A 22125-nucleotide genomic window follows, 5' to 3' on the forward strand; every position below is an offset into this window, starting at 1 on the left:
CCGATAATGCTGTGCCTAAGGCATTGAACGCTAAAGAAGGAGAGAAACCATGCAGTTTTCAACAACGCCAACCCTGGAAGGGCAGACAATAACCGAGTATTGCGGTGTGGTCACCGGCGAAGCCATTCTCGGCGCCAATATCTTCCGCGACTTTTTTGCCGGTATCCGCGATATCGTTGGCGGCCGCTCGGGCGCATACGAAAAAGAGCTGCGTAAAGCGCGCGAAATCGCCTTTAAAGAGCTTGGCGAGCAGGCGGAAGCCCTCGGCGCTGATGCGGTCGTGGGGATTGATATCGACTACGAAACGGTCGGAAAAGATGCCAGCATGCTGATGGTGAGCGTAAGCGGTACGGCGGTGAAAACCCTCCGATGAGGCGTTCGCTTGCCTCGCTCCTGCTGGCGCTGCTGCTGGCAGGGTGTGCCACTGAAAAAGGGATCATCGATAAAGGCGCCTACGAGCTGGACACGCGCCATCAGGCGCAGGCGGCTTACCCGCGTATAAAGGTGCTGGTGATCCACTACACCGCGGATGACTTTGACAGCTCGCTGGCCACGCTGACGGATAAGAACGTCAGCTCTCACTATTTGATCCCGGCTAAACCCCCTGCACCGGACGGTAAGCCGCGCATCTGGCAGCTGGTACCCGAAAGCGAACTGGCCTGGCATGCGGGCATCAGTTTCTGGCGCGGCACCAACCGGATTAACGATACGTCTGTCGGCATTGAGCTGGAGAACCGCGGCTGGCAAAAAACGTCGGGCGTTAAGCATTTTACGCCGTTTGAGCCGGCGCAAATTGCGGCGCTGGTGCCGCTCGCCAAAGACATTATTACCCGCTACAACATCAGACCTGAAAATGTGGTAGCTCATTCGGACATCGCCCCGCAGCGCAAAGACGATCCCGGCCCGCTGTTCCCGTGGCGTGAGCTGGCGCAGCAGGGGATTGGGGCATGGCCCGACCCGGCGCGGGTGGCGTTTTACCTGAACGGCAAGCCGCGCGACGAGCTCGTGGAGCCGAAGGTGCTGCTCGATCTGCTGGCGCGCTACGGCTATGAGGTGACCGATAACATGACGAACGCGCAGCAGAAGCGCGTGATCGTCGCGTTTCAGATGCATTTTCGCCCGGCGCGCTGGGACGGCGTGGCCGATCGCGAAACGCTGGCTATCGCGGAGGCGCTGCTGGAGCGCTACGGGCAGGGGTAATCCTTCGGATTACCCGACTTCACCTTTATAGGGTCTTCTTTTGGACTGCTTTTTTAATCACATTCACGTCGTAAATGTTTTATAGTTTCCTCAGTCGAAATTACTCGCAAACGTGGTTGACAATATATCAGCACGACAAATAAGAAATACGGATGTTCTGAAGTCTTAGCTTTACTTTACATTTGTTAAATGGACTACGCATTTATGCGCTGTGATTGCACACGTTCACCTTTTTCAATTTAATATTAATAGGTATAACAATGTTAAGTATCTACAGTAAAAATAGCCGTCCACAAGCAGAACTTGACGCCCTTATTGCGGCAACTGAAGGTTTTGAAGAAAGAACCTTACGCAAATGGCAGCGTATCAGTACCGATAATAACGAAGATATTCATTTTATCGTGAGCGGTGAAGTTGAATTCCGCCGCGAGTCGGATGAATTGTGTATGTTCACCTTACAGAATAAATGTATTTTTGGTCTCTCCTCTATTTATTACAACTCAACGCATATGTACGGCCTGGTTCGTGCCAATACCGTGGTGCGCACCATTAAAAAAGATGATTTTGTCCGTCTGATAAGCGAAAAAAACCTGTGGGAAGCCTTGAGTAAAGTCCTCTCCTGGTACGTTTGCCTGCTCAGCAAGCGTGACGAAGTGCTGGTGGCCCGCAGCGCGTACTCGATTGTTCGCGAGTTCTTGCTGGAAATTAACGAACTGATTGTGCACCATCAGCGCGATATCAATATTTATGACTATATTCAGGAATATACCAGCCTGGCCCGCAGTACCATTATAAAAATTCTCGCCGACCTGAAGAAAGGTAATTATATTCAGGTTGAGAAAGGCCGTCTTATGTCTTTATCAGCATTGCCGGAGAAATATTAATCGCTATTTATCTCCTTTTTAACTGAAAGGAGGGCTATGTTTCATTACATTATTTGCCTGCGTTCCTGCCGTGGATTCATCTACAGGAGGCGCGGGCATTTTCCCTTGCGAATAATCTTTTTCCTGCTCTTTTAACGCCTTCATCAATAATGTCTTGATCGCCCCGTCATCTACTGTCTGACCGGTATTATCCCGTTCGGGGATAGCAGAATGGCTCACTTCTGTCCCTGGCAATGTATCCCGGGAAATATTATGCGGCATTTCACCGTCGGGCGCCTGCTGCCAGTCGGCATCGCCGCTATCAATGGGCATCTCCTGCAGCGGCGGCATCTCTTTTGTTACCGGTTCTGGCTTTGGTTCAGGCTGCGGGAACGGTTTACTGACATAGACATAATGCATATCCGATAGCGTCGTTTCTGGCTTAACGGCGCTCGCTGTTATTGGCTCAGGTGCCGGATGGCGCAGATCCCAGTAGAGATGAGCATAGAGTCCCGCAGCGATCGTCATCACTATTCCCACCACCCAGAGCAGGGTGGCGCAGACCGCTTTTTTCAGCGAGGGGCGCCGGTAAGAAAACCAGACCGGTGCGTTCAGGGTATAGCTGCGCTGGGCAGCCAGAGTAATCGTCGACATTATGAATGTTTCTCCTGCGCGGTGGGGGTCGCAGATATATTTGCGGACTGAATAAGTACGCTTGGCGTAGTCCGGGTTTCACGCATTAACTGCATCAATGTATCTTCACCCGCAATCCCGTCCACGTGCAGATGCATTTTCTGCTGAAACTCGCGGGTACGTTGCATCAGTTCGGCCGTCCACGCCTTTGTATGGGTTTCGGGTAGATTCAGCGCCAGGCTAAGCTGCTGATCCATCCAGCCCAGATCTTTGGCGCTGCTTTCGGCGCTCACGGCATCTTTCCCCTGCGGCGTAAGGCGGTGCAATTGGGTGTAATTGCCGGTCGCATGCTGGTTAAACCAGCTGCGGCTCACCTGCCAGGTGCGATTATTCATCAGCAGATCCAGCGAGTTATCATCTACTCTGGCCACCACGGCATAGTTCAGGTGATCGCCAGTTTTGATCTCGCCGATCCACGGGTAACCCTCTTTTGCCAGCTCCTCGACCGGAGCGCTGCCCTCCTTACACATCAGGTTGACCTGCCCGGCGTTCTGGCAGAGCGCCTCTTCCATCGTGGCGTCATAACCCCACATGGTATAGAGCTGATGCATCGCATCGGGCTTATTCACTACTTCATTATCAATAACCGGCACCGCTGGGGCGTCGGTTTTTGGCGCCTGCGGTTTCCAGCTGGCCATCACGGGCAGCTGTACCGGCAGTCTGGCGGTAATGGTGGGCATCAATGTCCAGCCGCAGGCGGCAAACAGTACGGAGGCAAAAAGGCCCATAACGGCAAGGCGTTTGCCCTTCGGTTTCGCCGGCAGAACTTCTCCTGCGGCGAGGCGCAGATGGCGCGGCGATACCTGCGCTGAACGCTCGGTCCAGGCGGCTAGCATCGCAAGGTGCGCCAGCTCGTTGAGTTTGCCTGTCTGTCCTTTGGTCAGAACATGCATCCTGCGCATGCGGGCCCGGGTGAACGGCGTCGCGTCGCTGCCATGCGCTTCACACTGGGCCTGAACATAGCTCAGGGACTCGCGGCAGGTGAGGGGCCGGAGCGTGTGATGCGTATGAAGATATTCACGCAACCCGCACTGCTGGAGGGCGGCTTCCTGGTCGGCCGATCCCATCAGCACAACCGACAGAGGCACATCCAGCTCCTGCGCGCGGGTTAACAACATGGACAGTGCCTCATGGCAATTCGCTTTCATCGACTGAATATGCGAAATGACCAGCACTTTACGCGTGGTTTTGCGGGACAACATCTCGTCCTGCCACTGACGCAGCACGGCATCAATAGCCTGGATCCGGGTTTTGCTCTCTTTAGTGGTGGCGTTGAGTTTATAGAGCAGGCCGCTGGCGCTGAGTTTTGGGAAGGCGTTAATGGCAAGCAGCGTGCCGTCATGCTTTTTCAGCGCATCGCAAAACTGCGACGCGAGATAGCTGTCGTCGCTAAAGAGCGCAGTGACGCCTGTTGTCTGGCACTTCTCTTTCAGCAAACCGAACACATCCTGATGATACGGAACAAAAAAATCACCTGACATCCGGGTGATAGCCCGGAAAGGCTGGGTAGTGAAATTAAAATGGCGCATATACATAGCGTATTACCGTCTCTTTGATTCATAGCAAGGAGCCGGAAAAGTAAAGGATACAGGCGGAAGGGGCAATTTGAATGCAGGATAAAAATATTCTGTCTGCGCCTCTATCATAGGTTTTTTTAACGATCAATCTTTTTCTAAATTATTGTTAGCGGAAGTGTGAATAGTCGGGAGTGAGGATACACATTAGTATTTACGCCACTTACTCATACAGCCCTGTGCTGTGAATTACTGACTGGCAGAAAGGCTCGTTAAAAAATGCGGATGTCATTTGTTACTCAATTGATTATGCCCTGCGTCATGTTTGTGCTGCTTATATTCTGCGGCCAGCAAGGGTATATGGTTTATAAAGATTATAAAAAAGTGACGAACAGGTTGTCTGATTCAAAAAAGACTATGCAAAAAAAAAGTCACGATGAAACCCAGTTTGTACTTTTTACGCCGGCGGTAATGCCAGCGAAACAGCCAGCGGCGGTGAAAAAGCCGCTCAGTGCGGAAATCGAAGGTATTCTCAGCAGCGATGAAGCCTGGCTGTCCTTTGCGGTGATAAAAACTCCCGCTGGACAAAAGAGCTATCGCGAGGGCGAAATGCTCGCCGGTTTTGACAATGCCTATATTGCCGAAATTCATCCTGATAATGTGGTGGTGAATTATGAAGGCGCGCCGCAGGTTATTTCAATTAAAAAACCAGACTATTTCAAAGGCGGCGTTGACAGCGCCCCGGTAACCAAATCGAAGAAAGATGCAGGGTTAGATAATCTGCATCTGGATGATTATCTGGTGTTAAAACCAATAATCGAAAAAGGCCAGCTGGAAGGCTACAACATTAATCCACGCAATGCGTCGCCTTTCTACAGCCATGCTGGCCTGGAAAAAGGTGATGTGGTGGTAAAAGTTGACGATGTGGATATGACTAAAGAGGCGCAGGCAAAAGAGATTGTTGCCCGCTGGTCAAAAATGAAAGAAGCGGATGTCGTTATCCGGCGTCACGCTCACCTTGAAAATATTCGGGTCAATGTTCTTAACAATTAATAAGTGTACAGACATGAAGAAATTTCCATGGGCGTGCGTAGCGCTGACCGCATTGTCGTTATATTCAGGTTCGCTGTTCGCGGCGAACTTTAGCGCCAGTTTTAAAAATACCGATGTCCGCGAATTTATCGATACCGTCGGGCGTAACCTCAATAAAACCATTCTGGTCGATCCTTCCGTTCAGGGAACGGTGTCGGTTCGCACCTACAACGTACTGACGGAAGATGAATATTACCAGTTCTTCCTGAGCGTGCTGGATCTCTATGGTCTGTCGGTGATTCCGATGGATAACGGGATGGTGAAAGTCGTGCGCTCGTCGGTAGCGCGCATGTCGGGCGCACCCATTGCCGACAGCAAAAACCCAGGCAAAGGCGACGAAGTCATCACCCGCGTGGTGCGGATGGAGAACGTTCCGGTACGTGAGCTGGCCCCCCTGTTGCGTCAGCTGAACGACGCCTCCGGCATCGGCAACGTGGTCCATTTTGAACCGTCAAACGTGCTGCTGTTAACCGGCAAAGCCTCGGTGGTTAACCGCCTGGTGGATCTGGTGCAGCGTGTGGACCAAAGCGGCGTCCAGCGCCGTGAAATCGTGCCACTGCGTTTTGCCTCGGCCAAAGAGCTTTCTGACATGTTGAACAACCTCAACAACGAAGAGCAGAAAGGGCAAAACGCCCCGCAGCTGGCGACCAAAGTGGTTGCCGACGATGAAACCAACAGCCTGGTGATCAGCGGCAGCCCGGAGGCGCGTCAGCGCACCCGGACGCTGATCTCCCAGCTCGATCGCGAGCAGAACAACGAGGGCAACACCCGCGTCTTCTACCTGAAATACGCCAACGCCAGCAAAGTTGTGCCGGTGCTGACGGGGATCGGCGAGCAATTGAAGGATAAAGCGGGCGGTGGCAAGAGCAAAGCCGCGCCGATGGCAGGCGATCTGAATATTTCCGCCGACGAGTCTACCAATTCGCTGGTGATCACCGCTCAGCCAAACGTTATGAATTCGCTGGAAAAAGTGATCGACAAGCTGGATATCCGCCGTCCGCAGGTGCTGGTGGAGGCGATCATCGCCGAAGTTCAGGACGGTAACGGTCTGGATCTGGGCGTGCAGTGGACCAGTAAACACGGTGGGGTTCAGTTTGGTTCGACCGGCCTGCCGATCAGCCAGATCAAGAAGTCAAAAGTCATTGGCAGCTATACGGGCCTGGCGACCGGTTTCTTTAACGGCGACTTTGGCGCGCTGATGACGGCGCTGTCCACTAACGGCAAAAACGACATTCTGTCGACGCCGAGCGTGGTGACGCTGGATAACAAAGAGGCGTCGTTCAACGTCGGTCAGGACGTTCCGGTCCTCTCCGGTTCGCAGACCACCAGCGGCGATAACGTCTTTAACTCGGTGGAACGTAAAACCGTCGGTACGAAGCTGAAAATCGTACCGCAGATCAACGATGGCGACATGATCCATCTGAAGATCGAGCAGGAGGTTTCCAGCGTGGATAACACCTCGACGGCCGATGCCAGCCTGGGCCCAACGTTCAACACCCGCACCATCAACAACGAAGTGATGGTCCACAGCGGGCAGACGGTGGTGCTGGGTGGGTTGATGGAAAACGTCACCAAACAGTCGGTCTCGAAAGTGCCGTTGTTGGGCGATATTCCGGTTGTGGGTCAGCTGTTCCGCTATACCTCCCAGGACAGCGCCAAACGTAACCTGATGGTGTTTATCCACACCACCGTACTGCGCGACGACGACAACTACGGCGCGGCGTCGAAAGAAAAATATGAGCAGATCCAGGCGCGTCAGCAGCAGCGTATGGAAGAGCACAAGCTGGGCATCGTAGAGAATGCGGATTCACCGATGCTGCCAGTCTATCCGTCCCAGAGCCATGCCGCGCCGGTGAGCGCCAGTGCGCCGGTGTCGTCCCGCAACCCGTTTAAAGAGTAAGGCGCAAGCGACATGACCGAGATGAGTAATGCGCTCTGTACCAGCACCTGGGCGAAAGAGAACGGGGTCCTGTTCTATAACGATGAGGTTTATATCCGCGAGGATGCGCAGGCGTATGCCCTGCTGGAGATGCGCCGCGTGCTGGGGCGCTCCTATGCCCCGACGATCCTGACGGCGGAAGCGTTTGACGAACTGCTGACCAACATCTGGCAGCAGAACAGCGGCGTCTCGCAGCAGCTGGTGGACGACATGGACGCCGATATTGACCTGATGGCGTTAACCGAGGAGATCCCTGACAACGAAGATCTGCTCGATAACGACGAGAACTCGCCGGTGATCCGCCTGATCAACGCCATTATGGGCGAAGCGGTGAAAGAGGGGGCCTCCGATATTCATATCGAGACCTTCGAGCGCACCCTGAGCATTCGTTTTCGCGTTGACGGCGTGCTGCGTCCGGTGCTGCAGCCGGCGCGCAAGCTCGCGCCGCTGCTGGTGTCGCGTATCAAAGTGATGTCCAAACTGGACATCGCCGAAAAACGCCTTCCCCAGGACGGTCGTATCTCGCTGCGCATTGGTCGTAAGGCCATTGACGTGCGCGTCTCCACTATCCCGTCTCAGTACGGCGAACGCGTGGTGATGCGTCTGCTGGACAAAAGCAACCTTAAGCCGGACATCAACAAGCTCGGTCTGATTGACGAAGAGCTGGTGAAGTTAAAGGGACTGATTGAACGTCCGCACGGCATCATCCTGGTGACCGGCCCGACCGGTTCGGGGAAAAGTACCACCCTGTACGCGCTGCTGTCGGCGCTTAACGGCCATGAACGCAACATTCTGACCGTGGAAGATCCGATCGAGTATGAACTGGAAGGGGTAGGGCAGACCCAGGTCAACCCGCGCGTGGACATGACCTTTGCGCGCGGACTGCGCGCCATTCTGCGCCAGGACCCGGACGTGGTGATGATCGGGGAAATTCGTGACGGGGAAACCGCGCAAATCGCGGTACAGGCCTCGCTCACCGGTCACCTGGTGATGTCCACGCTGCACACCAACAGCGCCGCGGGCGCTATTACCCGTCTGCGTGATATGGGGCTGGAGTCATTTTTAATCGGTTCGTCGCTGCTTGGCGTCATTGCCCAGCGTCTGGTGCGTCGGCTGTGTCCGCACTGTCGCACGACCAGTCCGCTGGATGACAATGAGAAAGCGCTGTTCACCTTTATGGAAACGCCGCCGAAAGCGATTTATCGCGCCGTGGGCTGTGAACAGTGTCGCCAGAGCGGCTACCAGGGACGCGCAGGCATCCATGAATTTCTGGTGGTCGACAGCGCCATGCGCCGTGCGATCCATGAAGACAAAGATGAGATGTCCATCGAAACGCAGCTTTTCAAAGAGGCCTACAGCCTGCGTGAAAACGGTCTGCTGAAGGTGATCTCCGGCGTGACCTCGCTGGAAGAGGTGATGCGCGTCACCGCCGAGCGCGGGGGGGATGCGTAATGGCCTGGTATGCGTGGTCCGCGACGGACGCTGCGGGGAAAACTCAGCGCGGCACCCTTCAGGCCGAAGGGCCAAAGCAGGTGCGCCAGATGCTGCGCGAACAGAAGCTGATGCCAGTGAACATTGCGCCGACCAGCGATCCGGCGGCGGGAAAAAACGCCCGTAAAGGGGCAAAACTGTCGATTCCGGTGCTGTCGATGTTTACCCGACAGCTCGCGACGCTGGTCAATGCCGCGCTGCCGCTGGAGAGTGCGCTGAAGGCGATTGCGAAGCAGACGGAAGATAAAACCCTGGCGGCGATGGTGACCGAGATCCGCGACAAGATTGTAGAAGGTCACACGCTGTTCGACGCCTTCAGCCAGTTTCCGCGCAGCTTCGACAAGCTCTACTGCACCCTGGTAATGGCCGGTGAAAAGACCGGTCATCTCGGTGGCGTGCTGGAAAAGCTCGCCGAGTACAACGAGCAGCGCCAGAAGATGAAAAGCAAGCTCACCCAGGCGATGGTCTACCCCATTACCCTGACGGTGGTGGCGATCGCGGTGATCTCCATTCTGCTGGTCGCCGTGGTGCCGCAGGTCATCGACCAGTTCACCCACATGAAACAAGAGCTGCCGGTAACCACCCGCACGCTGATTGCGGTGAGCGATTTTTTACAGGCTTGGGGCATCGTTATCGCCAGCGGCCTGTTCGGGGCGTCGGCGAGCTTTAAATTTTGGATAAAAGTAGAAAAGAACCGGTTTGTTTACCATCGGTGGCTGTTGCTAAAGTCACCGCTGAAAAAACTGGTCTGCGCCATCAACAGCGCGCGCTACATCCGTACGCTGAGTATTTTGCAGGCCAGCAGCGTTCCGCTGCTGGAAGGGATGTACATCGCGATGGACGGGATTGAAAACCTCTATGCCCGGCAGGTGCTTGAGCAGGCGGCGGACACCGTGCGCCAGGGGGCATCCCTCTACAACGCGCTGGAACAGGCGAGAATTTTTCCACCCACCATGCTCTACATGGTGGCCTCCGGGGAGGAGAGCGGCGAGCTGGGCTCGCTGATGGATCGTGCGGCGGAAAACCAGGAATCTGCATTACAGCATCGAATTACGTTAACGCTGTCGGTATTTGAACCGGCACTGGTAGTAACTATGGCGACCGTTGTTTTATTTATCGTTCTTTCAATATTACAACCGCTTCTTCAACTTAATAATATGGTGGGTTAATCATGTCTTTGAAAAAAAATAGCCTGAAGCGTCAGGCGGGGTTCACGCTGCTCGAATTAATGGTAGTTATCGTTATTCTCGGTGTGCTGGCCAGTATGGTTGTGCCTAATTTAATGGGCAATAAAGAAAAAGCCGATATTCAGAAAGCGACCAGCGATATTGTGGCGCTGGAAGGTTCGCTGGATATGTACAAACTCGACAACCATCGCTATCCGACCACCGAGCAGGGGTTGCAGGCGCTGGTGACCAAACCTGAAATTGCGCCTGTTCCGAAAGGCTACCGTGACGATGGCTATATTCGTCGCCTGCCGCAGGACCCATGGGGCAATGACTATATTCTGGTCAGCCCGGGCGAGCATGGCGCTGTCGATATTTTCTCAGCCGGTCCGGATGCAGAAGCTAATACTGCCGACGATATCAGCAACTGGTCTTTTGATAAAAAAGCTAAGTAATGAATAAGCAACGTGGATTTACCCTGCTGGAAATTATCGTGGCGCTGGTGATATTCGCCCTGAGCGCCATGATGGTGGTCACCACCATTCCATCACGCAGCGGCGCAGATACATTTGGTCAGCAGCTAAAATCCCTCGTTGAATATGGTTCTGACCGTGCGGTAATGGACGGAAATATTGTCGGGCTGGTGATGACCTCGTCAGAATTTGAACTGGTGACGCAGGTTGTAAATAACGGCGAGCGCCACTGGGCACCGTTAAAGTCGGGGCGGATCGCCACACGCGGCGAGTTTCCTGAGGAGATGCATGTCTCCCTCTCATCGCGAACGCTGGCGGCCACGCTGGACGATGAACCGCAAATCATTTTTTTGCCGGACGGCGAGCTTAGCCGCTTCACGCTCAGCCTCGAAAGCCTGGATAAAAAGCAGCGCTTTCACGTGACGTCACAGGGCTCTGTTCCCGTGGTGGTGGAAAACGATGACTAAACGCAAAACCAAAGAGCAGGGGATGACCCTGCTGGAAGTGATGGTGGCGCTGGTGATTTTCTCCACCGCGGCGCTGGCGCTGATGAACTCCGTCACCCTTAACGTGCGCTTTACCCACAGCCTGTCGGAAACGCTGCAGGCCGGATGGGTGGCGGAAAATCAACTGGCGCAAGCGCAGCTGGCTCAGACCGACTTCCCGGACGCCGAGCAGGTGGGTACCGAAACCATGGGCGGACAAACCTGGACCTGGCATATCCAGCGGGTGAAAACCGCCGAAAATACCTTTGCCGATGAGGTACGGGTTTACAGCGAAGCAAGCGATGCGCAACCGGTGGTGGCGCTTCAGCTCGCCGAACCGGAGGTGGATCGTGAGTAAGGTGCAGCGTCAGCAGGGCTTTACCCTGCTGGAAATTATGATTGCGCTGGCCATCTTCGCGGTGATCAGCATTCTCGCCTGGCAAACGCTCGACGGCGCGATGCGCACCTCGACGGCCAGCGACGAGGCGGCGACAAAAGTGACGGCGCTTCAGCGCACGTACAACCTCCTCTCGCGTGACTTTTATCAGCAACAGGCGCGCGCGCCGCGCAACAGCGGCGAGGTGTTCGTCCAGCAGCAGAATGGTGTGGAAATGACAACCCTGAACGGCATCAGCGGCCAGGTGCAGCTGGAGCGGGTTAGCTGGACGTTAAAGGACAAGCGCCTGTGGCGCAACGTCTGGGCTGCTATCGACGGTCCCGCCAGCGCGCAGCCGGAAGAAGTGCCGATTCTGAGCGATGTGAAAGAGATGAAATGGCGCTTCTGGCACGAAGGTTGGCAGGAAAAATGGACCGACATCGCCCATCAGCCTGATGGCGTTGAGCTGAATCTGACCATGGAAAACGGCGAAACCTGGCGCTGGGTTTTTCTCACTCCCGGCGATATGCCTGAGATCCAGACCGCGCCAAAAGAGACGAATGCGGACCCGGCGCAGCCGGCAGCGGAGCATGCGGCCCAGCCCGTAACAACCCCGCAGCCCGATACGGCAGCCGATCCAGGAGTGAGTTCATGAGCGGCAAAACAGCGCGAAAAGAGCGTGGCGTGGCGCTGCTGGTGGTGCTGATCCTGCTGGTGATGATGTCCGCCCTGGCGGCGAAAATCAGTCAGCAGTTCTGCCGCCACCTGCAAAAAACGCATTATCAGGTCAGCCAGCAGACGCTGCGCTGGGCCATTGCCCGTCAACAGAAGGTACTGGAAAACGTGTTGCAGAAAGCGGCCAGTTCAGAAGGGGCGGGGCTGTCGCCGCAAGGTGACTGGGCACAGCCGCTGAAAACCCACGGGGATAATTACACCGTGGTGAGTCAGGTGGAGGATGCCCGGACCTGCTTTAACGTCAATAGTCTGCTGGGCGGGGACGCGGCGCCAGCGGCCCCGGCCGACCCAACTGCGCTGCCGGAAAAACCGGTCAAAGAGCAGATTATCGAACAGCTGCTGGCTGAAAGTGGCGTCGGTACGCTGGCGGCAGAAGAGATTTACCAGCAGCTGGTGGATTATCTTGACGCCGACGACGTGACGGCGAAACAGGGCCAGGAGGTCGACGCCTGGGCGAGCGTGACGCCCGCCCGCGGTCCGGCGAATCAAATGATGCGCACCATCAACGAAATCAGACTGCTGCCCGCCTTTCCGCAGGCAGCGTGGCCGAAGGTCGGCAAGCTGCTGTGCGCCTTGCCGGATACGGATGGCACCATAAATGTCAATACCTTAACACGCGAACAGGCGCCGCTGCTGGCGGCGGTTTTTACCGGCGTGCTAAACACGGACGACGCTGCCCGCCTGATCGATTCACGCCCGGAGGAGGGGTGGGCGTCGCTGGAGGCATTCAGCAAAGTGCTGGAGAGCAACTATCCGCAGACCAAAGATATCCTGGCGCAGATTCAGGACAGGGTTGCGGTCATCAGTCGCTATTTTCGGGTGGAAACCACCGGCAATACCGATGATTTAACGCTGCGCGTCGTCAGCCAGCTTCACGTTGACAGTGAGGCTGGCAAGGTCGTGACCTGGCAACGCCGCTACCGAATGGTTGAATAAGATAAGTAGATGATAATGAAAAAGGTGCTTTTTATTCGTCCCGACACCCGTGAGGACGGCAAAATCTGGTGGTGTGAATCCGGTAACGATCGGGTGGAATATCTGACGGGCTGGAGCGCACTGAGCGAACTTTCCTGCCACCCGCTTTCTCAGCAGGTGTGCCTGCTGCTGCCGGCGAGCGAGACGATCTTTCGTCATTTTACCCTGCCGAAAAAAGGACTTTCCGCCCAGACGGCGCAGTTCTCGTGGATGGCGGAAGAGACGCTGCTCGGCGAGGTAGATACGCTGCACTGGACGGTGCTGAACAAAAAGGGGCCGGAGGTGGATGCCGTGGCCATCGAGGCTGAACGTCTGCGCCACTGGCTGGAGCTGTTCGCTCAGGCGGGGCTCACGGTGGCCCAGGCGCTGCCGGATGCCTGGCTGCTGCCGGTGAGCGAAGGGGGCACGACGCTGGTGAGCCTGGAGGAGAGCTACTGGCTGCGTTTTTCCCCCGGCAGCGCTGGCGAAGCCGATACGGTCCTGCTGCCGCTGCTGTTGAGTAAATGCCGGGCGGGTGAGGTGTGCTGCTACGGCGATGCGCCGCAGGAGGTACAGGTGGATGAACGGCTGGCGTGGCAGCATCCGCTGGTGCTGATCCAGCCCCAGTGGCAGGGCTGTCGTATCAACATGCTGCACGGGGAGTTTTCCGGGCGCAGCGCCAGCGGTCCGCGTTTTCGCCATGCGAAAACGGCCCTCGCGGCGGCGGCGCTGCTTTGCGTCGGCCTGCTGATCGGCCCCCGCGTTGGTATGGCGTGGATGCTCACGCATCAGCAAAACGAGATCCACCGGGAGATGACCACCGTAGCGCAGCACTATTTCCCGACCCTGCGCCAGACCAGCAACCTGAAATACTACGTTGGGCAAAATATCAGCAAGGCGAAGAAAGGGATCTTCCTGCAGCTCGAAGCGCTGAATCAAATCAGGCAGTCATTGCCGTCGCTGGAGATCAATAACGTGGAATATGACGAAAAGCAAAATCAGCTGACGCTGAATGTGAAATCCATGGATAAACAGACCCTGCAGGATTTTGTCGCCCGCAGCGCCGAAACCTTTGAATTTACGATGCAGCCGATTTCCGGCGAGGCGCCTTATACCGCCATTATTACCGGGAGCTATAAATGAAAACGCAAATAGCCCAGTTAAAAAACCGCTGGCAACATTACAGTCCACGCGAGCGTAATTTATTTAAACTCTGCGGCGGGGCACTCTGCTGCGCGATGGTTTATTACGGCGCGATGATGCCGCTCGATACTCTCATCAAAAATAACGAGGCCGTGTTATTTAAGCAGAAGCAGACGCTGAACTGGATGCGCCAGGAAATTGATAAAAACCATCTCCAGTCCAGAATCGTCAATACCCCGAACCCGCGCAGCGTGGTGGAAGAAAGTGCCAAAGTCGTGCACCTCGCGTTGACAAACGTGCGTCAGGAAGAGCAGTCGCTGACCTTTGATGTCGAGCGCGTCAGCGTTTCTGCCCTGCAAAACTGGCTGCGTGAGATGAACGTCTCTTCCGGTATCCATCTGGAGAAACTCGCGTTGACGCCGGTGGATCGTCAGAGTGACGTAAAAGCGCACATTACGCTGAGCTGGGCGAAAACCGCATGAACCCACTAATGCTGTTGCAGCAGGCGAATCTGCCGGGTCTGTGCGTCATGAGCGGAGCGCTGGGCGCGATCCTCGGCAGTTTCCTCGGCGTCGTGGCGGAGCGTATTCCGCCGCTGGTAATGGAAGAAGAGGGGGCAGGCAATCTGCTGTTTCCCGCCTCCCACTGCCCGGAATGCCACCACGCCCTGAGCGCGTGGGAAAATATTCCCATCATTAGCTGGTGTGCGCTGCGCGGCCGCTGCCGCCACTGCCATAGCGCGATTCCGCTGCGACTGCTGGTGGTGGAAGTCTGTAGCGCTCTCTTCTTTGCCGCCAGCGCCGCGCTGGCGCCGTCGTTTTTGGCGCTGATCGCGCTGTGGGTGATGTGGAGTCTGCTGCTGCCGCTGGTGGTGATCGACGCGCGCCATATGCTGCTGCCGGACTGTCTGACCCAGCCGCTGCTGTGGACGGGGCTGATGTTCCATGCCCTGTTCCGTACGCTACCGCTGACCGATGCTATCTATGGCGCAGTGGCGGGATATCTCTCGCTCTGGCTGGTTTACTGGGCATTCCGCCTTCTGACCGGCCGGGAAGGATTAGGCTATGGTGATTTTAAGCTGCTGGCGGCGCTGGGCGCCTGGTGCGGCTGGCAAGCGTTACCCTCTATCGTGCTGATCGCGGCGCTGGGGGGCATTATCATGCATTGCCTGTTAAAGCCCTTTGAGAATAAAAATAACCTTATTTCCTTTGGTCCATATATTGCATTTTCCGGGCTGGTTGTATTTATCGCGCAAATCCCACGTCTCATCTTTTAAATAATGCAGTCAAGTTTTTTTTGAAATTTTTTCATCGGGGGAATGAAAGGCGAAAATAAATTCCCCACTGTATTCTTCTCTACGCAATAAAACATTTGTCGAAGTTTATGAGTGGAGGAAGGTACAGCGCAATAATAAGCAGGTCTTTCGCGAACCAGAAACGTTCACGATTAATTTATCAGTAAATAACGTTTGTCCATGTTTAATGGAAAAACATGGGTATTTAATTTCACAAATCGTATTATCAGGATCAAATAATGAAATTTCTGAAGCCTAAATATCTGGCACTCTTCGTTGCAGCGGCTGCAAGCCCGGTGTTCGCAGCCGTGCCGGGTAAAGCAACTATCGCCAGCGGTAATGATAAGTTTGCCATTGTCGAAGTTGATCAGTCTGCTTCTGCTTACAACAGCCTCGTCAAAGTCCATGATGGCGCCGATGTAAAAGTGCAGTGGGATGTCTGGAGCGGCGCGGCGCCGACTTCAGCGAAAGTGTTGCTCGACGGCAAAACCGTCTGGACCGGTGCAGGCAGCATGTCCGGCACGGCAACATTTAAAGTGACCAAAGGCGGTCGCTATCAGGAAACGGTTGAACTCTGCAACGCCAGCGGGTGCAGCACCAGCGCCAGCAAACTGATTATCGTCGCGGATACCGACGGTAGCCATCTGCTGCCGCTTAACACCACCATGCAGGAAAATAATAAAACCCTCTCTAAGCACACCGATAAAGTGGTCGGTGCCTATTTCCCTGAGTGGGGCGTTTATGACCGTAATTTCCCGGTGGATAAAATCCCGGCGGCTAACCTTAACCACATTCTGTATGGCTTCATTCCAATCTGCGGCGGCGATGGCATCAATGACAGCCTGAAAACCATCGAAGGGGGTAACAGCTTCGAAGCGCTGAAGCGCGCCTGTGCGGGCCGTCAGGACTTCCAGGTGGCGATTCACGACCCGTGGGCCGCACTGCAGAAGCCTCAGGCTGGCGTAAGCGGCTGGGACGATCCCTACAAAGGCAACTTCGGCCAGCTGATGGCAATGAAGAAAGCCAATCCAGGGCTGAAAGTGCTGCCGTCTATCGGTGGCTGGACCCTCTCCGATCCGTTCTTCAAAATGCATGACAAAGCGATCCGCGATCGCTTCGTGGCTTCCGTGAAAGATTTCCTGAAAACCTGGAAATTCTTCGACGGCGTGGACATCGACTGGGAATTCCCGGGCGGCGGCGGTCAGAACGAAACGCTGGGCAACCCGCAGCAGGATAAAGAGACGTATACCGCACTGATGCGCGAACTGCGCGCCATGATGAATGAACTGTCAGCCGAAACCGGCCGTACCTTTGAACTGACCTCAGCAATCGGTTCAGGCAGCGACAAAATTGAAGACGTTGATTACACCACTGCCCAGCAGTACATGGATCACATCTTCCTGATGAGCTACGACTTCTACGGCGGCTGGAGCAATACCGATCTGGGTCACCAGGCGGCACTGCGTGCGCCGGCGAACAAACCGGATACCAATTACACCACCGAAAACGGCGTCAATGCGCTGCTGGCGCAGGGTGTACAGCCCGGCAAAATTGTCGTGGGGACGGCCATGTATGGTCGCGGCTGGACCGGCGTTCACGGTTACAGCAATAACAACCCGTTCACCGGTACGGCAACGGGCATGGTGAAAGGGACCTGGGAACCGGGCGTGGTTGACTATCGTCAGATCGTTAACGAGTACAAAGGCAAACCGGGCTGGGAATACAACTATGATGCTACCGCTGAAGCGCCGTATCTGTTTAACAAAACCACCGGCGATCTGATCACCTACGAAGATGCGCGTTCCGCAACGGCGAAAGGTCAGTATGTGCTGGCGAAAAACCTGGGCGGTCTGTTTGCCTGGTCTATCGACTCCGATACCGGAGACATTCTGAACGCGATGAATGAAAGCCTGACAGGCGGCGGCGCTGCGCCGGTTGATCCGGTAGTGACCAACCATGCGCCGGTGGCGACTGCCGCTGACCAGAGCGTAACCGGTCCGGCGACGGTGACCCTGGATGGCTCGGCTTCCACCGATCCGGATGGCGATGCCATTACCTACAAGTGGACGCAGATCTCTGGCCCGTCGGTGACCCTCACCAACAGCACCAAAGCGAAAGCGACCTTCAACGTTGCCGCTGTCACCAGTAACCAGACTCTGGCGTTCCGCCTGACGGTCACTGATGCGAAAGGGTTGAGCAGCACCGCTGACGTCCAGGTCGTGAACAAAGCGCCGAAAGCAAACCAGGCGCCGGTCGTGAACCAGATGGAAGCCGTGACGCTGGAAGCGGGCCAGAGCTACTCTCTGCACGCTCAGGCTAACGATCCTGATGGCGACGCGCTGACCTACTCCTGGAGCGTTCCTGCGAATATGCAGGCGACAGGCGCAGACACCGCGAACCTGAACATCACCGCACCGGACGTGGACGCGGAATCAACGTACACGCTGACCGTGGTGGTAAGCGATGGCAAGTCCAGCGTACAGACTAACGTGCAGGTGACGGTAACGCCTAAAGCGGCGGAAACGCCGTCTGACGAAGGCAATACCCCTTCCGATGAAGGCAACACGCCGTCTGACGAAGGTAACACCCCATCCGATGAAGGCAACACGCCGTCTGACGAAGGTAACACCCCATCCGATGAAGGCAATACGCCGTCTGACGAAGGTTCTGCCACCAGTAGCTGCGATAAGCCTGTTGACGCCAACGCCAGCAAATACGCTGCCTGGAGTGCAAGCAAGGTTTACAACGCGGGCAATACCGTCAGCTTCGACAACCTGGTCTGGAAAGCAAAATACTGGACTCAGGGCAACCAGCCGGGCTTCGGCGTGGATGCATGGGAGCTGGTAAGTCAGGTGAAATTCAACTGGCGCTCCGACGTGGTCTATAACGGCGGCGACACCACTACCTACAATGGTTACTCCTACACCGCGAAATGGTGGACGAAGGGTGATAAACCCGGTAGCAGCGATGTATGGGTGAAAAAAGGCCCTGCGGCTGACTGCCAGTAAGTCACAGCCATAACGATGCGGGTAAGTAACTTGCCCGCCATCACGGTCCACGTCCCGCGACGGACGTGGACCGTAAATCAGGAAACAGCGCGATAAGCGCGTAAGGAGACAATGAAAAAGAGCCGGACTGAAAATGAAAACGTTATTTTTATTGTTGCTGATAATAAGCCATAGCGTCTTTGCCAACTGCTGGGATAAAGCCGCCAGTTATTACCATGTGGATCCTTATCTGTTGTATGCCATTGCTAATGTTGAATCGGGAATGAATCCCAATGCGATTGGACAGAATAATGATGGAACGCGTGATGTCGGCCTGATGCAGATTAATAGTTCACATTTTTCCGAGCTGGAGCGAAAAGGCATTAATGAGTACCGGTTAATTACCGAGCCCTGCACCTCGATTATGGTTGGCGCATCGATATTATCCGGAATGATTAAAGTTTATGGCTATAACTGGGAGGCGGTCGGCGCCTATAACGCGGGTCTGAAAAAAGAGAATTACCCGCAGCGCATGGTCTATGCCCGTAAGGTCTGGAATAAATATCAGAAGTTAAAACGTAGCACCCGTAACCGTTATTATTATTGATTTTTGTTTTTTGAAGAGTACCGACTGGTGTTCTTCATAAAACGAAAACTGCTCCCGGGTTTATTTATTAAATGATTAATAAATAAACCGCGAAACAATTAACTTTTATAGACCCTTAATATAATTATGAGGACCATTGACATGAACAAAAGAACATTACTCAGTGTTCTTATTGCGGGCGCATGTGTTGCACCGTTTATGGCTCAGGCAACCCAGCTGCAGGCCAGCAGCGAACCTTACACCGTTAAGGCCAGCGATCTGCAGAAGAAAGAGCAGGAGTTGACCAACTTCCCGCTGATGGCTTCAGTGAAGTCAACCATCCGCACGCTGGACAACAGCCTGGTGGAACAAATTGAGCCGGGTAAATCGACAAACCCGGAAAACGTCAAGCGCGTGGAAGGGATTATCAAGGCCAGCGACTGGGAATATCTCTTCCCACTGCGTGCGCCGGAATATACCTACAGCAACTTCCTGAAAGCGGTCGGTAAATTCCCGGCACTGTGCCAGACCTATACCGATGGTCGTAACAGCGATGCCATCTGCCGTAAGTCTCTGGCAACCATGTTCGCGCACTTCGCGCAGGAAACTGGCGGCCACGAGTCCTGGCGTCCGGAAGCCGAGTGGCGTCAGGCGCTGGTTTACGTGCGTGAGATGGGCTGGAGCGAAGGTCAGAAGGGCGGCTATAACGGCGAATGTAACCCGGATGTCTGGCAGGGTCAGACCTGGCCGTGCGGTAAAGACAAAGATGGCGATTTCGTTAGCTACTTTGGTCGCGGCGCGAAACAGCTCTCCTATAACTACAACTACGGCCCGTTCTCTGAAGCGATGTACGGCGACGTCCGCGTACTGCTGGACAAACCTGAGCTGGTGGCGGACACCTGGCTGAACCTTGCTTCCGCGATCTTCTTCTTCGCCTACCCGCAGCCGCCAAAACCGAGCATGCTGCAGGTTATCGATGGCACCTGGCAGCCGAACGATCACGATAAGGCGAATGGTCTGGTTCCGGGCTTCGGCGTGACCACGCAGATCATCAACGGCGGCGTGGAGTGCGGTGGCCCGACTGAGATCGCCCAGTCTCAAAACCGTATCAAATACTACAAAGAGTTTGCCAACTACCTGAAGGTGCCTGTTGCGTCTAACGAAGTGCTGGGCTGCGCCAACATGAAGCAGTTCGACGAAGGCGGTGCCGGCGCGCTGAAGATCTACTGGGAACAGGACTGGGGATGGAGCGCGGATACCCCGTCAGGCCAGACCTACTCTTGCCAGCTGGTGGGTTACCAGACGCCATTCAGCGCCTTTAAAGAGGGTGACTACACCAAATGCGTGAAGCATTACTTCAACGTCAACGTGGTGGGTGAAGACGGCACTTCCGACGGCGGTAGCGTCACGCCAGCTCCGACCCCGACCCCGACCCCGACCCCGACCCCTGTCGACCCAACGGACGAAGGCAACACCACGCCGGTGCCGGACGATAACACCCCGGCTCCGGAAGATAATACGCCAGCGCCGGTAAACCATGCGCCGATAGCAAAAATCGCCGGTCCGGTGGGGGCGGTTGAAGCGGGTAAATCTGTTTCTCTGAATGCGTCTGGCTCGACCGACGAAGACGGTAACCACCTGACTTATACCTGGACGGCTCCGAACGGCCAGACCGTAAGCGGCGATGATAAAGCGATTATTACGTTCAATGCACCGGAAGTGGCGGCGGCGACGCAGTACCCGATCAACCTTACCGTCAGTGACGGCGAGCTGAGCAGCACTACCACCTATACGCTGAACGTACAGGCTAAGCAGACCAACGGCGGCCAGACCGGGACTTACCCGACCTGGACCTCCAAAACCAAATGGAAAGCAGGCGATATCGTTAACAACCGCGGCCAGCTGTTCCAGTGCAAACCTTATCCGTACAGCGGCTGGTGCAATAACGCGCCATCCTACTACGAGCCAGGTAAAGGGATTGCATGGCAGGACGCGTGGACTGCGCTGTAATCAGCAAAACAGCAAAATGACAAACGGCAACCTTCGGGTTGCCGTTTTTTTCTCATCGTAAAAATGCAGGACCCGATCTACCGATGCAACTTCCCGTGATCCCGCAGCCACGCTGCCGTAAGCGTAATCCCTTCATCCAGCGTTACGATCGGTTTGTACCCAAGCTCGTTCTCCGCCCGCGAAATATCCAGCGTGAAATCAAAGTTAAGCTTCGATACGCCGTAATGCGTCAGAGCAGGCTCTTTGGCCGATTTACTGCCAAAACGCTCCATGCTGCGGGCAATCATATCCAGCATTGGGTAAGGGACTGAACGGATGCGGCAGTCGATCTGCAGCTCGTCAATTAAACGCTGCACAATGCTGCGCAGCGTGCAGGGTTCGCCGTTCGTGATGTTGTAGGCGCGACCGGAGATCAGCTTATCGCAGTCCGGCTGGCTTGCCAGCCACATGGCGTGAACGGCGTTTTCGTAATAGGTCATATCCACCAGCGCATCGCCGCCGCGCGGCAGCAGCACGCTGCCGTAGTGGTGCATCATCTGCGCCAGGCGCGGAATAAACACTTTGTCGTGCGGCCCGAACAGGCTCTGCGGACGTAAGACCGTAAAACGGGTGTGCGGGTTCGACTGTGCCAGCAGGTCTATTACCTCTTCACTGGCCGCCTTGCTGCGGGCAAACTCGCAGGCAAAGCGAGCCGGACGGAAATCTTCCTGTACGTCACGATGGTGGTGATAGTCGAAATAGAGTGAAGGTGACGAGATATGAATAAAGTTACGCACGCCCCAGGCAACGGCCCATTCGCCCAGACGGCGGGTTGCCCGCACGTTGGCGAGATCGAAGGCTTCCTGGGTACCCCACGGTGAGGTGAAGCTGGAGCAGTGCCACAGCGTGTCGATACCGGCGAGCATCACTTTCGCCTGAGAGGAGACCAGCTCCGTCAGGTCAGCATGGACGAACTCCGCGCCCATTTTTTGCAGCAGTTTTCCCATCGCTTCGTTGCGACCGGTAGCCCTGACGCTGATGCCCTTGTTGCGCAGAAATTCGACCGCATTTCGGCCTAAGCCGCTGGTCGCCCCGGTAACCAGTACCTTCATATCAATCCACTGTGTTGAAAAGAATTTCGTGCG

General features: G+C 55.4%; 21 protein-coding genes. 18 read left to right on the forward strand and 3 right to left on the reverse strand.

From position 1 onward, the window contains the following. The first annotated feature begins 49 nt into the window (after positions 1 to 49). The 3 genes from NI40_RS06805 (at position 50) to NI40_RS06815 (ending at position 2084) form a co-directional block, all read left to right on the forward strand. Positions 50 to 373: a heavy metal-binding domain-containing protein gene (locus NI40_RS06805; RefSeq protein WP_023310944.1), complete on the forward strand. Its 324-nt coding sequence runs from the start codon at positions 50 to 52 to the stop codon at positions 371 to 373. Continuing rightward, entirely contained in the window at positions 370 to 1200 is an 831-nt protein-coding gene (locus tag NI40_RS06810; protein ID WP_039261499.1) for an N-acetylmuramoyl-L-alanine amidase, read from the forward strand. Before NI40_RS06805 ends, NI40_RS06810 begins: the two co-directional genes overlap by 4 nt. A gap of 260 nt (positions 1201 to 1460) precedes the next feature. Next, complete coding sequence (locus NI40_RS06815; RefSeq protein ID WP_039261502.1) at positions 1461 to 2084, forward strand: helix-turn-helix domain-containing protein; 624 nt, start codon at positions 1461 to 1463, stop codon at positions 2082 to 2084. 18 nt (positions 2085 to 2102) lie between these two features. On the opposite strand, the gene NI40_RS06820 is transcribed toward NI40_RS06815, so the two are convergent. Together NI40_RS06820 and NI40_RS06825 are read right to left on the reverse strand one after the other, a co-directional pair. Beyond that, positions 2103 to 2717, reverse strand: a complete 615-nt coding sequence (locus NI40_RS06820; protein ID WP_039261504.1) for a hypothetical protein — start codon at positions 2715 to 2717, stop codon at positions 2103 to 2105. Beyond that, on the reverse strand, positions 2717 to 4291 hold the full coding sequence (locus tag NI40_RS06825) for an ExeA family protein (RefSeq protein ID WP_039261507.1): 1575 nt from the start codon (positions 4289 to 4291) through the stop codon (positions 2717 to 2719). Before NI40_RS06825 ends, NI40_RS06820 begins: the two co-directional genes overlap by 1 nt. A gap of 300 nt (positions 4292 to 4591) precedes the next feature. Here NI40_RS06825 and gspC point away from each other — a divergent pair, with 300 nt between their 5' ends. The 15 genes from gspC (at position 4592) to NI40_RS06900 (ending at position 21001) form a co-directional block, all read left to right on the forward strand. After that, complete coding sequence (gene gspC, locus NI40_RS06830) at positions 4592 to 5323, forward strand: type II secretion system protein GspC (RefSeq protein ID WP_039261509.1); 732 nt, start codon at positions 4592 to 4594, stop codon at positions 5321 to 5323. Positions 5324 to 5336: 13 nt separating this feature from the next. Further along, entirely contained in the window at positions 5337 to 7262 is a 1926-nt protein-coding gene (gspD, locus tag NI40_RS06835) for a type II secretion system secretin GspD (protein WP_039261511.1), read from the forward strand. 12 nt (positions 7263 to 7274) lie between these two features. Next, positions 7275 to 8753, forward strand: coding sequence for a type II secretion system ATPase GspE (gspE, locus tag NI40_RS06840; protein ID WP_023310951.1), 1479 nt, complete (start codon positions 7275 to 7277; stop codon positions 8751 to 8753). Next, positions 8753 to 9961 (forward strand): type II secretion system inner membrane protein GspF, encoded by a 1209-nt coding sequence (gene gspF, locus NI40_RS06845; protein WP_039261514.1) that lies wholly within the window; start codon positions 8753 to 8755, stop codon positions 9959 to 9961. Before gspE ends, gspF begins: the two co-directional genes overlap by 1 nt. A gap of 2 nt (positions 9962 to 9963) precedes the next feature. After that, entirely contained in the window at positions 9964 to 10413 is a 450-nt protein-coding gene (gspG, locus tag NI40_RS06850) for a type II secretion system major pseudopilin GspG (protein ID WP_072210895.1), read from the forward strand. Beyond that, positions 10413 to 10898: a type II secretion system minor pseudopilin GspH gene (gene gspH / locus NI40_RS06855; protein WP_023310954.1), complete on the forward strand. Its 486-nt coding sequence runs from the start codon at positions 10413 to 10415 to the stop codon at positions 10896 to 10898. The genes gspG and gspH overlap by 1 nt, the downstream gene beginning before the upstream one ends. Next, on the forward strand, positions 10891 to 11274 hold the full coding sequence (gspI, locus tag NI40_RS06860) for a type II secretion system minor pseudopilin GspI (protein ID WP_023310955.1): 384 nt from the start codon (positions 10891 to 10893) through the stop codon (positions 11272 to 11274). The genes gspH and gspI overlap by 8 nt, the downstream gene beginning before the upstream one ends. Continuing rightward, complete coding sequence (gene gspJ / locus NI40_RS06865; RefSeq protein ID WP_039261518.1) at positions 11267 to 11947, forward strand: type II secretion system minor pseudopilin GspJ; 681 nt, start codon at positions 11267 to 11269, stop codon at positions 11945 to 11947. Before gspI ends, gspJ begins: the two co-directional genes overlap by 8 nt. Further along, positions 11944 to 12963: a type II secretion system minor pseudopilin GspK gene (gspK, locus tag NI40_RS06870; protein WP_039261521.1), complete on the forward strand. Its 1020-nt coding sequence runs from the start codon at positions 11944 to 11946 to the stop codon at positions 12961 to 12963. The genes gspJ and gspK overlap by 4 nt, the downstream gene beginning before the upstream one ends. A gap of 15 nt (positions 12964 to 12978) precedes the next feature. Continuing rightward, on the forward strand, positions 12979 to 14124 hold the full coding sequence (gene gspL, locus NI40_RS06875; RefSeq protein WP_039262120.1) for a type II secretion system protein GspL: 1146 nt from the start codon (positions 12979 to 12981) through the stop codon (positions 14122 to 14124). Next, positions 14121 to 14606, forward strand: a complete 486-nt coding sequence (gene gspM, locus NI40_RS06880) for a type II secretion system protein GspM (protein ID WP_039261524.1) — start codon at positions 14121 to 14123, stop codon at positions 14604 to 14606. The genes gspL and gspM overlap by 4 nt, the downstream gene beginning before the upstream one ends. After that, positions 14603 to 15400 (forward strand): prepilin peptidase, encoded by a 798-nt coding sequence (locus NI40_RS06885; protein ID WP_039261527.1) that lies wholly within the window; start codon positions 14603 to 14605, stop codon positions 15398 to 15400. Before gspM ends, NI40_RS06885 begins: the two co-directional genes overlap by 4 nt. A 257-nt stretch (positions 15401 to 15657) precedes the next feature. After that, complete coding sequence (locus NI40_RS06890) at positions 15658 to 18426, forward strand: glycosyl hydrolase family 18 protein (RefSeq protein WP_039261530.1); 2769 nt, start codon at positions 15658 to 15660, stop codon at positions 18424 to 18426. 133 nt (positions 18427 to 18559) lie between these two features. After that, positions 18560 to 19012 (forward strand): type III secretion system invasion protein IagB, encoded by a 453-nt coding sequence (gene iagB, locus NI40_RS06895; protein WP_029739471.1) that lies wholly within the window; start codon positions 18560 to 18562, stop codon positions 19010 to 19012. A 141-nt stretch (positions 19013 to 19153) separates the two neighbouring features. Then, on the forward strand, positions 19154 to 21001 hold the full coding sequence (locus tag NI40_RS06900) for a chitinase (RefSeq protein WP_039261532.1): 1848 nt from the start codon (positions 19154 to 19156) through the stop codon (positions 20999 to 21001). A 77-nt stretch (positions 21002 to 21078) separates the two neighbouring features. Here the strand turns inward: NI40_RS06900 and NI40_RS06905 are convergent, their stop codons facing one another. After that, positions 21079 to 22092: an NAD-dependent epimerase/dehydratase family protein gene (locus NI40_RS06905; protein WP_033146514.1), complete on the reverse strand. Its 1014-nt coding sequence runs from the start codon at positions 22090 to 22092 to the stop codon at positions 21079 to 21081. Positions 22093 to 22125 lie beyond the last annotated feature (33 nt).

The sequence above is a fragment of the Enterobacter sp. E20 genome (assembly GCF_000801755.2).
In the GTDB taxonomy this organism is placed as follows: domain Bacteria; phylum Pseudomonadota; class Gammaproteobacteria; order Enterobacterales; family Enterobacteriaceae; genus Enterobacter; species Enterobacter asburiae_B.